The 12,764-nt window shown below is 46.0% G+C and carries 10 protein-coding genes and 1 pseudogene; 9 read left to right on the forward strand and 2 right to left on the reverse strand.

Going from position 1 to position 12,764, the window contains the following annotated elements:
- Positions 1 to 46: 46 nt before the first annotated feature.
- The 8 genes and pseudogenes from FHS56_RS00345 (at position 47) to ytxJ (ending at position 8,753) form a co-directional block, all read left to right on the forward strand.
- A complete protein-coding gene (locus FHS56_RS00345; RefSeq protein WP_166917905.1) occupies positions 47 to 472 on the forward strand; it encodes a DsrE family protein in 426 nt (141 codons plus the stop codon).
- A 21-nt stretch (positions 473 to 493) separates the two neighbouring features.
- Positions 494 to 1,891 (forward strand): OprD family outer membrane porin, encoded by a 1,398-nt coding sequence (locus FHS56_RS00350; protein WP_166917906.1) that lies wholly within the window; start codon positions 494 to 496, stop codon positions 1,889 to 1,891.
- 70 nt (positions 1,892 to 1,961) lie between these two features.
- Positions 1,962 to 2,132 (forward strand): annotated as a pseudogene (locus FHS56_RS11900) (YeeE/YedE family protein); the annotation flags it as partial.
- A 95-nt stretch (positions 2,133 to 2,227) separates the two neighbouring features.
- Complete coding sequence (locus FHS56_RS00360) at positions 2,228 to 4,798, forward strand: OmpA family protein (RefSeq protein ID WP_166917907.1); 2,571 nt, start codon at positions 2,228 to 2,230, stop codon at positions 4,796 to 4,798.
- A gap of 109 nt (positions 4,799 to 4,907) precedes the next feature.
- A complete protein-coding gene (locus FHS56_RS00365; protein WP_166917908.1) occupies positions 4,908 to 6,917 on the forward strand; it encodes an alpha-ketoacid dehydrogenase subunit alpha/beta in 2,010 nt (669 codons plus the stop codon).
- Between the two features lie 19 nt (positions 6,918 to 6,936).
- Complete coding sequence (locus FHS56_RS00370; RefSeq protein WP_166917909.1) at positions 6,937 to 7,320, forward strand: hypothetical protein; 384 nt, start codon at positions 6,937 to 6,939, stop codon at positions 7,318 to 7,320.
- Between the two features lie 3 nt (positions 7,321 to 7,323).
- Entirely contained in the window at positions 7,324 to 8,022 is a 699-nt protein-coding gene (locus FHS56_RS00375) for a hypothetical protein (RefSeq protein ID WP_166917910.1), read from the forward strand.
- A 332-nt stretch (positions 8,023 to 8,354) separates the two neighbouring features.
- Entirely contained in the window at positions 8,355 to 8,753 is a 399-nt protein-coding gene (gene ytxJ, locus FHS56_RS00380) for a bacillithiol system redox-active protein YtxJ (protein WP_166917911.1), read from the forward strand.
- Here the strand turns inward: ytxJ and FHS56_RS00385 are convergent.
- Together FHS56_RS00385 and FHS56_RS00390 are read right to left on the reverse strand one after the other, a co-directional pair.
- Positions 8,737 to 9,936: a hypothetical protein gene (locus tag FHS56_RS00385; RefSeq protein ID WP_166917912.1), complete on the reverse strand. Its 1,200-nt coding sequence runs from the start codon at positions 9,934 to 9,936 to the stop codon at positions 8,737 to 8,739. The two genes, ytxJ and FHS56_RS00385, sit on opposite strands and share 17 nt — an antisense overlap.
- Complete coding sequence (locus FHS56_RS00390; RefSeq protein WP_166917913.1) at positions 9,885 to 11,174, reverse strand: DUF2851 family protein; 1,290 nt, start codon at positions 11,172 to 11,174, stop codon at positions 9,885 to 9,887. Before FHS56_RS00390 ends, FHS56_RS00385 begins: the two co-directional genes overlap by 52 nt.
- Positions 11,175 to 11,273: 99 nt before the next feature.
- Between FHS56_RS00390 and lpdA the strand changes: the two genes are divergently transcribed.
- Complete coding sequence (gene lpdA, locus FHS56_RS00395; protein WP_166917914.1) at positions 11,274 to 12,668, forward strand: dihydrolipoyl dehydrogenase; 1,395 nt, start codon at positions 11,274 to 11,276, stop codon at positions 12,666 to 12,668.
- Positions 12,669 to 12,764 lie beyond the last annotated feature (96 nt).

Below are 12,764 nucleotides of genomic sequence, written 5' to 3' on the forward strand. Positions count from 1 at the left end.
ACACCATAAATTCTGAGTTGTAATAATTAAAAAAGAGAAAAACGATATGAAAAACATCATGCTAATTATAGTGCTATTTATTAGCTTATTGAGTAATACAAGTTATGCTCAACAAACGGATACAAAAGAACACAAAGTAGTAATACAACTAACTACCGGTGATACATTAGCTTACAGAGCTCTTGTAAAACAATTGGGCAATATGACTAAAATATGGCCTAATGCAAAAATTGAAGTTATAATTCACAACAAAGGTATTGCTATGATGAAAAAAGAAAGCAGTAATGTTGCTGAAGAAATTGCAACACTTACCAAAAAAGGAGTTCGTTTTGTAGTATGTGAATTTACCATGCAGCAATTAAAATTAGAAAAAAAAGATATACTAGATGACGCCTTTTACACTCCTTATGGATTAATTGCCATTGTAACAAAACAAGAAGAAGGCTACTCCTATTTAAAAGCAGGATTTTAATTAGTTAATAAACACTGCAAAATGTTTATCAAAAATATTATTGCACTATCAATTTTGATATTGCTTACTAATATAGTATTAGCTGAAAATAGCGAACATGATAGTACCAATACAAAAACCTTAAAAGATTTTATGATGAGTGGCCATTTTCATGGTCATTCACGAAATTATTTTATGGCAACAGATAATGCTCCCGGACTAATAGATTATTATGCCTTGGCTGTAGGTGCTGGTATAGGTTATGAAAGTGCAAAGTTTTATGGTTTTCAGTTTGAAATGAGTGGCTTTTTTATTTTTAATGTATGGTCAAATAATTTAGGTGCAATCGATCCAAAGAGCGGTACAAGAAGCCGATACGAATTAGGAAACTTTGATATTCTCGACCCAGAAAATCATAATGATTTAGATAGATTAGAGAATTTAAATCTTAAATATTTTTTCGGAAAATCGAAAATAGTATTTGGTCGACAAAATTTAAAAACACCCTTTATCAATCCTCAGGATGGACGTATGCGTCCTACACTTGAAGACGGATTATGGATAGAAATAAAAGAATGGGAAAAATTACAATTTCATGGAGGATGGATTTATGGAATTAGCCCTCGCTCAACCGTAAAATGGTTTAGTGTTGGGAAAAGCATCGGAACCTATCCTACAGGACGCGATATTTATGGAAATCCATCCGGATATAGAAATCAACTAAGCAGCAAAGGAATTGCTATTGCAAACATTGCTTATAAACCCTTAAAAGAAATTGACATAAATATTTGGAATTATTATGTAGAAAATATTTTTAATACAACCTTTGCACAAATTGATGCGCAAATTCCAATCAATAAAGAAAAGGAAAAAGCCATTGTATTAGGTTTGCAGGGCGGATATCAAAACGCATTAAACAACGGCGGAAACGAAGATAGCCTTAAATCTTATTTGCCCAAAAACAGCAAATCACAATTTTACAGCTCGCGGGTTGGATACAAAACTTCGCAATTTGAGTTTACACTAAACTACACACACATTGCGGATAAAGACCGCTTTCTAATGCCACGCGAATGGGGAACTGAACCTTTTTATACCTTTCTTTCAAGAGAGCGTATGGAAGGTTCTGCAAACAGTAGAGCACTGGTTTTTAAATCAGTTTTTAAATTGAAAAAACATTTACGTTCAGGTATTGCTTACGGACATTTTTACATGCCAGATGTAAAAAAACATGTAGCACAAAATAAATACACTATGCCATCATTTAACCAGCTCAATGTATTTTTCAATTATGAGTTTGATGGTTATTTAAAAGGATTTGATGTACAGCTTTTATACGTATATAAAGGCGCTTTAGGTAACACCTACAACGAAGGTCGTTACATAGCAAACAAAGTAAATATGTCAAACTATAATTTAATTATCAATTATCATTTTTAACCTCTAAAATTAAAAATAAGTGAAAGAAGTACTTTTACAACCCTGACCTTGGTATGTTGCAGGGCCGCTAATCGGATTAACAGTTCCTACACTGTTATTAATCGGAAATAAATCATTTGGAATTTCATCATCATTGCGGCACATATGTGCTGCATGTGTACCTGCCAATATTCCATTTTTTAAATACGACTGGAAAAAAGAAGTTTGGAACTTATTTTTTGTGGCAGGTATTTTAATAGGACATAAATTCAACAAACAAATGCATTTCGTATATTTACATCCTTCCCTCAGGAACGGGTGTAATTTCTTATTTCACAAATAAAAACCACAGTTGAAATGAAAAATCTGCATTTTTTGCTGTTGTTCTCTCTCGTTTTTATTACTTGTGGAAAAGCTTCGGCTCAAAGCTATGGAGTAAGTATAGAAGCCCCTCAGGCTTTGGTGCGTCCTTCCGAAGAGCTTATCAGTTGGCGTACGCGTGGAGAAAAGCTAAAAAAAGTGAAACTATGGCTCGAAGATGCCAAAAGGCAAAAGATAGAAGACTTACCTTTAGAGGGTACCAAAAAACTGTATTTCGACGGTAAAAATGGCTATTATATAGTCTTAAATGCAGGCAAGGATGCATTGAAACGTTATCCTATTCAGCCGCGCTTGATAGATACTACCTCACAAGCCTTGCAGTTAGAGAAACAATTGCTGTTGGAAGATGAAGAAGTGCAGTACCAGTGGTATCAGCCCTACTTCCGCCGCTGCCGTTTATATATGGGCGACGAGGTGGTAATTGCCAACGAGCTGCCCAATTCCTATCGCAACAAGTTGAAGTTGCCAGTAGGCGCCCATGAGTTGCGCCTTGAGTGCTGGAACGACGAATACCCGCATCATAAACTTATCAGCACGGTGTCGGTGCGAGTACTGCGCAAACCTTCTTTTACGATAGAACCCGTGTATTTACGCTCGCCGCTCGACCTACTCAACCGTCCTTACGTAGCACGTTGGGACGTGGACAGCAGCCTGCAGGTAAATCTCTATCGCGTCAATGAACGCATCAATTATGGTTATTTGCGGGCAGGCATGCCCCATAGAGATACCACTTTGATAGCGGCTACTCTGCCTGCAGCAGGCAGCTTGCCTGTCGATACGCCTACCAAGCGTCAAGTGATTTATTACATGCTGGAGACCCGCATTCCCTCCCTGCAGTATGCCCATTATCTGTATGCCAAAGGCGAGGTGATTCAAACCTACAAGGACACGACCAAAGAATGGAAACTCATGGTGTGGGTCAATGGGCAGCCAGCTCAAAAGCCAAAGAAGGTGGAAGCTTTTAGTGGCGACGTGGTACGTATCCAGTGGGAGGCAAAAGGATATGCGCGTGCTGCTTTATTCGACCCAGGTTGGAATCCCATAGAACCCAAATTGCCTACCCAAGGGAATTATACCTTTTTGCCTACCGAATCGGGCATCTATCACTTTGTTTTTTATGACGAAGAAAAGAATGCCAACGCAGTGGATTTTTTGCGTGTAAGCAAGCCTTTTGCAAGCGGTGGTATAGTGAAAATAGAAGAGTTGCCCAAGCAGCACCGCTTGCACTTTCAAATCATAGAAACAGACAAAAGCCGCTATCCGGAACAAATATCATTCAAAGTAGCAGTTACCGACTCGGTCGGGCGTTTTGTGAGTGGTTTGGACATCGTGTCCAGCAAATACTTTAAAAAGGTAATAGAAGAGTGGCAGGGCAAAAAAGTCGAGTATGACATATTGTCGGTAAAGGAAGTGGAAGAAGAACTTGCTCGCCCTAAAATATTTGTAACCGTTGCCGACTACAGCGGTTCCATGTCTGGGCAGCCCATTGTTACCCAAGAGCAAGCCATTAGGGCTTTTATGCAGTCTAAACTGGATGCCGACTATGTGGGCTTTATTCAATTCGACGACCGTTTGCGCCGTACTACTACCCTCACGCAAAGCAAAGATACCGTCTTGCAGACCTACCGCTTTGTGGGTTTGAAGGAATTTGGGGGAGCCACGGCGCTTTATGCCGCCATAGACGAGGCTGTGAAAATGCTGGAAGAAAGTCCCTTGGCAAAAAAAGCTGAAAAATATATTGTACTGCTCACCGACGGCTATGAAAACAGCTCTTTCGCCTATTGGCGTACCCACGCCTTTGACCTCAAGCAGCTGGCTATACATGCCGAAAAAGTAGGAGTGAAACTCTTGATTTTTCCCATAGGAGAGGGGGCTAATTTCTTTGCACTCTCGCATCTTGCCGAATTACTCGACGGCACTTTTTTCCCTGTGATGAATAATTATTCACAGCTGAAAGAGGCTTATCAAAATGTACCTCGTTTGTTGCGCCGCTATTACTTGGTGTCTTTCAAACCACAGCGTAAAGACGATTGGCGCGAGTTTCAATTTGAAGTGTGGAACCAAGTAAATACCCAAAAGTTGCGCCGTAGTGTGGCAACTATACCATTGGACAAACTGGCAAGGCTGGATGATTTCCGGGCACAAGAGCAAGAATATGTCCCTTCCCAGTCGAAGACTGCACACCTTTTCCCCGGAAAACAAGTGATTGTGCCACCGCAAGCCATCGTCCATTTCGATTACAAATCCAGTCGTTTGTTGCCCCAAGCCTTGCCTGCTTTGGACAGCTACGTGGAATATCTGAAAAAAGACCCTTTGGTGGCAGTTGAGCTGTATGGCTATACCGACCTGAAAGGCAACGACCAAGAGCAAATCAAGTTGAGCGAGCAACGTGCTAAAGCTGTTTATGATTATTTGGTACAAAAGGGCATACACCCCGACCGCATTCGCTACAAGGGATTTGGCAAAGCGCATCCTGTGTGGGAGGAAGAAGTAGAGCCATGGCAGGCAGCCGAAAACCGACGGGTCGAAATAGTGCTGCTGCGTTGAGCATGTGTTGCCTTAGCCGCTATATTGCCCAAAAAACGCTCGATGAAGTTCTAAAATTTCAAAATTTACCGTTGCTTTGTAGCCTCAAAGCAAACAACAGAATGGTCTTATGACAAAAGCAAACATACAGACGCCTGTCATCAATTACAACAAAGAAGGATTCGATAAGTCGTTGCTTGTAGAGTTATACAAGCGACTGCTCAAGCCTCGCATGATTGAAGAAAAGATGCTGCTTTTGCTGCGACAAGGCAAAATATCGAAATGGTTTTCGGGCATAGGGCAAGAAGCCATTGCCGTGGGGGTGGCATCGGCACTGCATCCCGATGAGTTTATACTACCCATGCACCGCAATTTGGGGGTATTCACCACGCGACAGGTGCCTTTGGAACGCCTGTTTGAGCAATTTCAGGGCAAAGCTGGTGGTTTCACCAAGGGGCGCGACCGCTCGTTTCACTTCGGCAGCATAGAGCACCATATCGTAGGGATGATATCGCACTTGGGTCCGCAGCTTGCGGTAGCTGATGGCATCGCTTTGGCAAGTAAACTAGCAAAAGAAGGCAAAGTGACGGTGGCATTCACCGGCGAAGGGGCTACCAGCGAAGGTGATTTCCACGAAGCCTTGAATGTAGCAGCCGTATGGGACCTGCCCGTTATCTTCCTTATCGAAAACAACGGCTATGGACTTTCTACCCCTGTGAATGAGCAATACCGTTGTGAGCGCCTTGCCGACCGAGGAATAGGTTATGGTATGGAAGCCGTGCAAATCGACGGCAACAATATATTGGAGGTGTATCGTACTATTAGCCATTATGCGCAAGAAATACGTAAAAACCCGCGCCCTGTATTGATTGAAGCCATGACCTTCCGTATGCGTGGGCATGAAGAAGCTTCCGGTACCAAATACGTGCCCCAAGCATTGATGGAAGAGTGGGCTCAGCGCGACCCTGTGCTCAATTACGAAGCCTGGCTGCTCGAAGAGTCAATCCTAACCAAAGAAGAGGCAGAAGCCCTGCGTAAGGCAATAAAGAAAGAAATTGACAGCGCATGGAAAAAAGCCGAAGCAGCTCCTTATCCCGAGCCGTCGATAGAGCATGAGCTAGCAGATGTGTATGCCCCCTTTTCACAGCAGGTAGTTCAACCCAAAAGCAGTGCCAAGAGCCGCCGCCGTTTTGTAGATGCCATTTCCGATGCCCTGCGTCAAAGTATGGAGCGTTATCCCAATCTCATCCTTATGGGGCAAGACATCGCCGAGTATGGGGGCGTATTTAAAATTACGGAAGGCTTTGTAGAGCAATTCGGCAAAGAGCGCGTGCGCAATACCCCTCTTTGCGAGTCAGCAATCGTAGGGGCAGGCTTAGGGCTTTCTATCAAAGGATACAAAGCCATGGTAGAGATGCAGTTCGGCGATTTTGTTACCTGTGCTTTTAACCAAATTGTAAACAACTTGGCAAAACTGCACTATCGCTGGGGGCAAAACGCCGACGTGGTGGTGCGCATGCCTACCGGTGCCAACACACAGGCAGGACCTTACCACTCACAATCGACCGAAGCATGGTTTTTCCATACACCCGGCTTGAAAATCGTTTACCCTTCCTCCCCTTATGACGCCAAGGGCTTGCTCAATGCTGCCATCGAAGACCCCAACCCCGTGATGTATTTCGAGCACAAATACCTCTATCGCTCTTTGGCAGAAGATATTCCGGACGATTACTACACGGTCGAAATAGGCAAAGCACGCACAGTGCAAAGCGGCAACGACCTCACCATCATCACCTACGGTTTGTGTGTGCACTGGGCAGTGGAAATCATGCAACAGATAGAGGGCGTTACTGCCGAAATCTTAGACTTGCGCACCCTGCTGCCTTGGGATAAAGAAGCCGTGGCGGCTGCTGTACGCAAAACGGGCAAGGTGCTCGTAGCCCATGAAGACTGCCTGACCGGTGGAATTGGCGCAGAAATTGCAGCATGGATAACAGAGCACTGTTTTGAGTGGCTCGATGCCCCAGTGATGCGTGTAGGAGCCCTCGATACGCCCGTGCCTTTTGTTAAACCTTTGGAGCAACAGTTCCTGCCCTATTCCCGTATGAAAGAAAAAATAGAAGAGCTGATTGCCTATTGAAACTAAACCATAGAATCCGGTGAAATTAACCAAGCAGAAACTATGGAGCGCATTTGTAGGGCTTTGTTGCATGCTGCTGCTGTTTGCTTGCAACAAGCGCCTGCAGTGCGCTACCTATCGAGAGGTAGAGACGGTGAGTGTAGCAGAGGGAAATTATGACCCCACAGCCAACGGTTATCTGCGAGTGAAGCGCAGCAATGCTACTAACTTGGTGAAAGAGAAAAAACTGTCGAAAAAGAAAGCCAAGCGTAGCAAGCAAATGCAAACCGACAAAGGATATAAGAAAGACCCCGGCTTGTTTTATGATAAAAAAGACAAGAACGTAAAGCGCAAAAAAACAAAAAGTAAAAAAACAAAGAAAGAAGATTGTCTTGACCCACCCTGCCCACAAGGAAGAAAGTAAAGTATGAAGTCATTGTTCAATATTCTATGCCTTTTTTGCTGTGTGTGTTTGCTATCTGCGTCGGCAGGATATGCCCAAAAGCTATCGAAAAAGGATAAAGAACCTCAAAAGCATGCACAGCAAGAGTACGGTCCTTTCAAAGGAAGTAAATGGCGTGGCGACCATAAACCACATCGTATGGCACCCCCTACTATGATTTCACAATTCCGCGGACCTGTGGGCATCATCCCTAAGGAAGGCGATAAGCAAGACCTCACGACAAAATATCCGCAGCGCATCCCTTATCGTGTGCTGAAGAAAATACGCGAACGGGCTGCTGCAGCAAGCAAGGCAAGCGCAAGCTACCGGGGTACCATCAAGCGAAACTATGCCTTCGAGCGTAGTCGGCTGCGTAACAACGAGCGTATGGCTGCCTATCGCGGCACCATCAAGGTGAAGCGGAGCAGGGCTCAATCTTATGCCGACCGTTATAGCGGCATGCCCAAAAGTGTTACTTTGAGCCGGTATCGCGACCCACGTTACACGCGCAAGGGACGGCTGTTGTTGCCTTGGCAGCGCAAAGATTTGCCCAACTGGCAGCGCGAAAAGCCGCCCAAATTGCGCTACGACCGTCAAGAGAACAAAATATGGGCAAAACCACGCCCCATGCCAAACCCCAAACCCAAAGAGCAGCGCTCTGTGCCACAAGAGGGTGGAGAGTAAAACCCAAGCCCGTTCCAGACCGGACGGGCTTGGGTCGTTTGGCTTTTCTTTTTTGCTTGTCTTGCCGTCTACTTTCCTCTGTCGTTTTCAGGCTTCTTTTATTTTGTTTTTTTGAGAACCCTTCTTATCATTTCGAGCGCAGGCAAGAAATCCATTTGCTTTTTTGCTTGATTTTGATTGACTTTCCCTTTGGGATGAGGCATGGTTTTTGTGGCTTTGCTGTGTAAAAGCTGAGTTTAAAGTCTTACAAAGGGCAGCCGAAAGAGGGGCAGCTTGAACCCTTTGGGGGCAGGAGGTGTTCTTCCTTCGCGATTTACTCTAAAAACAAATTTATGGGATTGTTCAAAAAGATTTTGGGCAGAGAAGAGGAAGTAAAAAATAGTCAAAAGAATCCTGTATGGCGGCGTTTTCCCAATGAAGAGGCACTTGTACAAGCCATAGAGCAGGAATCATACGAAAAGCCGGTGCTTATCTTTAAGCACAGTAGCCGTTGTTCTATTAGTGCCACTGCTTTGGCACGTTTCGAGCGTGCTTGGGACGAGAGCCTGCAGCATGCTTTTATCCCGTATTTGCTGCTTGTCATAGAGGAGCGCCCGTTGTCGAATGCCGTTGCGCGCATGGCAGATGTAGAGCATCAGTCGCCACAGTTGCTTCTGTTCAAAGACGGCAAGTGTGTGTATCACAGTTCCCACTTAGCCATTGATGCCGAAAGCCTCAAAGTCTTCTTGTGAGACTCTGGGCACCGGGGAGCACCGATGCACAAATTAAACACCATAGCGCCCAATAAATGAGTCGGTAGCGGCTTAGGGCGCTTATGTTGGGCGCCGCTATTGCCAAAAAAGCTGCATTGATGATAATAAAACCCAGCAGTAGGCGCATATGCAGCGAGAGCGCAGGGCGCTGTGCTTTCCGTTTTATCCAGACAATCAAACTGGCAGCCGGTACGAGGCACTCCGTTCCGAAAATGAAGGCAACCGCTGGAGTGGCATCCCACAGGAAAGGACGAAACAAACCGCTGACTACCGCCAGAGGTACACTCAAAAGCAGAGAGGAAAAACTGCCCTTGAAAGGCAGCCAAAACACATTGTCCGGATTGCTTAGGCGTACAATGTCTCGGTGATTTTGCCACAGCGCTTCTATGAGCATGCCCGGGGAAAGGTTAGGATGGACATACGGTAGCCAATACACAAAAGCAAGGGCAGCACTTATGCTAAGAAGCAAAAGCTTGAAAAAAGACAGATGTTGCGTAGTAGGATAAAAACAGAGTAGCAGCCAGATGAGCGCACAAGGCAACAGAGCGGCGAAGTAGTAGTATTTGGTTACCCACAGCAGCAGAAAGATGCCCCCCATTGCTACAAGCTGCACGAATGACAGCCTTTTGTGCCGATGGGCATACAGCAAACAGGCATAAACATAGTAAACAGCTGGGATAAGTAAACTTTCTTTGAGCGGTGGGGTAGTCCATATGCTCATGGAAGGCAACAGAAACAGTGCCACGAAGGCTGCCCCCTTCAGGGAAGGATAATAGTCCCGGATGCATCGAAAAAAGTACCACAGCAAAAGATGCCCCGCGCCGGTTACCACTGCTACAAACAGCGCCTCTACGCCCCCGCAAAGCAACCAAAACGGAAGTAGGCACAAAACGAAGGCGTGGGCTCTGGGTTGGGTACACAGCCACAACGATGCCTTCAGTTCGGTAGGCAGAGAGGCAGCTTGCCACAACGCCTGCGGCTTCACCATCCCTTTCAGCAGATACGTTTGCCATAGTTCTAAGTCATGAAAGTAGGCTAAGATGTCGCCTTCTTGCAGCTGTTTGTAGTAAGCAATCACAAGCATGGCTACACCATAGCGGTAAGCCCAACTCAGGAAGAAGAGCGTGCGCTCTTGCGCAACAAATGATTTCCAATCACGCATGAAAGACATTCTTTTTTCAAGCAGGCTTGTTTATACTGCCCAATGAGTGCCTGCGAATCATAAGCGCTTTGCGGCTCTATGAATCCCGACCAAAAACGGGTAATGCGGTTGTTCTCAGGCGGCAGTGCCTGCAACAAATCCATAGCGCTTTGAATATACGATTTATTGCCGTTATGCAAGCCATAAGCCACCCGATAGGGGACTACGGCATTGATTAACAAGGTGTAAACCATCTGCCTGCCTATGCTGGTGGGGGTTGCTCGTTTTGTGCGTTGGTCGCCGAAACGGTAGCGTGCTTTCCAGTAGTCGCTCACCTGCACCGTCGTGAACGTTTTTTGTAGCTCTTCCATTGGGCTATAGAGCAGTAGGTTGTGTAGCAAGTCGTGCATGCTAAGAAAATAAGCCCATTGTGCTAAGCGGAAAGTAGGGAAATTGCTTGGACGCATCCGCAGGAACTTCCACTCAGTAGCCGACAGCGATTGCAAAGAAAACTTGTGTTTATAGAAGGCGTATTCTTGGGCAAGTGTGCGGCTGTAGTCATCGGTGCCGGGTAGAGGCAATAGCCCACTTTGCCCGAATAGGATGGCTTCTATCGCCTGCTGGCTGTTGCGGTGTTTTTGTAGCATCTTCAAGGGAGTGAGGCGGCTTAACTTCAAAAAAGCTTCTGCATTTTGTCCCAGCCCCCACGCGTAGGCAAGCATACGGTAGGCAACTTCCTCCCATAAACCACATTGGGCATATTCTTGCAGTATGCGCTGCGCTTTCTCTTCCATGCGCCGCATCACAGCTTTTTCGAGCAAGTCTATTTTATGAAGCCTGCCGAGCGCTTGCCATTGCGGTGCACACAGCGGGCGCTGGTGAATGGGCGACAACACCAATTGCCGGTAAGTGTTGAGCACCTGCGGATTCACATAATGGCGCAATTCCAATATCGGAATGCCTTCGGTGTGGAGCCCGTCGAGGTCGTGCTGCCACACCACATGAAGCACCACTTGTTGGTAGTGAGCCTGCTGATGATGCTGATGTTTGAACCAGTCGGAGGTGCAGACGTGTATTTCTACATCCCCTTCTACCTGTGTATCACCTATTTGCAGGCGTGCCTGCTTGAAGTCAGCCCCTTGATGGGGGTTGTGTGTGCCCACATGCAGGACGTGCAGCGGACGCCCGTCAACCAAAAACAAAGCAGGGGAGCGAAAATAGCGGTGATGCCATATGTGGTGCAGCAGGCTTTCTTGCATGGCATTTTGTGGTAAAAAATATTTTTTGTTGCACTTTTTCAACTATTTTTGTGCCAACCCTTAGTGAAGGTATCAAAACTCAACCAAAATAGCAATACTATGAGTCAGAACTATGACGTGATTGTAATAGGCAGTGGTCCCGGAGGATATGTAGCAGCTATCCGTGCCTCGCAACTCAATATGAAAGTGGCAGTGGTGGAAGCCGCCGAATTAGGGGGGATATGCCTCAATTGGGGTTGTATTCCTACCAAAGCCCTGCTCAAAAGCGCACAAGTATTCGAATATATTCAACATGCCGAAGAGTATGGCATTAAAGTAAGTTCCGCAAAGCACGACTTTGAAGCCATGATTCAACGCAGTCGGGAGGTAGCCAATGGCATGAGCAAAGGCATTCAGTTTTTGTTCAGAAAAAATAAAATAGACCTGATTCAAGGCTGGGGCAAGCTGACCAAAGACCGTAAGGTGGAAGTAACTGATAAAGAAGGAAAGAAAAAAGTATATGAAGCCAAGCACATTATCATAGCCACCGGCGGGCGTGCTCGTGAGCTGCCTCATATCAAGATAGATAACGAAAAGGTGATTGGCTACCGCAAGGCAATGACGCTGGAAAAGCAGCCCAAGAAAATGGTGATTATGGGCTCGGGCGCCATTGGCGTGGAGTTTGCCTACTTCTATCATTCCATAGGCACGGAAGTAACTATTGTGGAATACCTGCCGCGCATCGTGCCTAACGAAGACGAAGAAGTGTCGAAACAGCTGGAAAAGATATACAAGAAGAAAGGTATGAAGATTTACACTTCTTCGGAAGTAATTGCCGTTGACACCCAAGGCAAAGGCTGCAAAGTAACGGTAAAAACTCCCAATGGTGAGGAGGTGCTTGAGTGTGATGTGCTTCTGTCGGCAGTAGGCGTGGTTGCCAACATAGAAAATATAGGTCTGGAAGATGCCGGCGTGAAAGTAGAAAAGGGTAAAATAGTGGTAGATGAATTTTATCGCACCAATGTGCCCGGGGTGTATGCCATCGGGGACGTAACACCGGGTCCTGCTTTGGCACACGTGGCTTCTGCCGAAGGCATCATCTGTGTGGAGAAAATAGCCGGTTTAAATCCCCATCCGCTCAACTATGGCAACATTCCCGGCTGTACCTACTGTCAGCCCGAGATTGCCTCGGTGGGTATGACCGAGCAGCAGGCACGCGAAGCCGGCTATGAAATCAAGGTAGGCAAGTTTCCTTATACAGCTTCGGGCAAAGCCAGCGCTGCCGGCGCCAAAGACGGTTTTGTAAAGGTCATCTTCGATGCCAAATACGGCGAATGGTTGGGGGCACATATGATTGGTGCCAATGTTACTGAAATGATAGCCGAAGTAGTGGTTGCCCGTAATCTGGAGACCACCGGACACGAAATCATCAAGTCGGTGCATCCGCACCCCACCATGTCGGAAGCTATCATGGAAGCAGTGGCAGCTGCCTACGGTGAGGTGATTCACCTGTAAGCGGTCCCACAATACAAGTCCATAAGCCCTTGTGCACTTCCACAAGGGCTTATTTTTATTATGCACCCTTGTGCTTGTGTTTTGTCTGTCGGCACA

Source organism: Thermonema lapsum (genome assembly GCF_011761635.1).
Taxonomy (GTDB): domain Bacteria; phylum Bacteroidota; class Bacteroidia; order Cytophagales; family Thermonemataceae; genus Thermonema; species Thermonema lapsum.

Coding starts and splice junctions, on each gene's coding strand:
- FHS56_RS00390 (WP_166917913.1), bottom strand. CDS start 11,174: ATGCAAGAAAGCCTGCTGCACCACATATGGCATCACCGCTATTTTCGC.
- lpdA (WP_166917914.1), top strand. CDS start 11,274: ATGAGTCAGAACTATGACGTGATTGTAATAGGCAGTGGTCCCGGAGGA.
- FHS56_RS00350 (WP_166917906.1), top strand. CDS start 494: ATGTTTATCAAAAATATTATTGCACTATCAATTTTGATATTGCTTACT.
- FHS56_RS00385 (WP_166917912.1), bottom strand. CDS start 9,936: ATGCGTGATTGGAAATCATTTGTTGCGCAAGAGCGCACGCTCTTCTTC.
- FHS56_RS00375 (WP_166917910.1), top strand. CDS start 7,324: ATGAAGTCATTGTTCAATATTCTATGCCTTTTTTGCTGTGTGTGTTTG.
- FHS56_RS00345 (WP_166917905.1), top strand. CDS start 47: ATGAAAAACATCATGCTAATTATAGTGCTATTTATTAGCTTATTGAGT.
- FHS56_RS00360 (WP_166917907.1), top strand. CDS start 2,228: ATGAAAAATCTGCATTTTTTGCTGTTGTTCTCTCTCGTTTTTATTACT.
- FHS56_RS00365 (WP_166917908.1), top strand. CDS start 4,908: ATGACAAAAGCAAACATACAGACGCCTGTCATCAATTACAACAAAGAA.
- ytxJ (WP_166917911.1), top strand. CDS start 8,355: ATGGGATTGTTCAAAAAGATTTTGGGCAGAGAAGAGGAAGTAAAAAAT.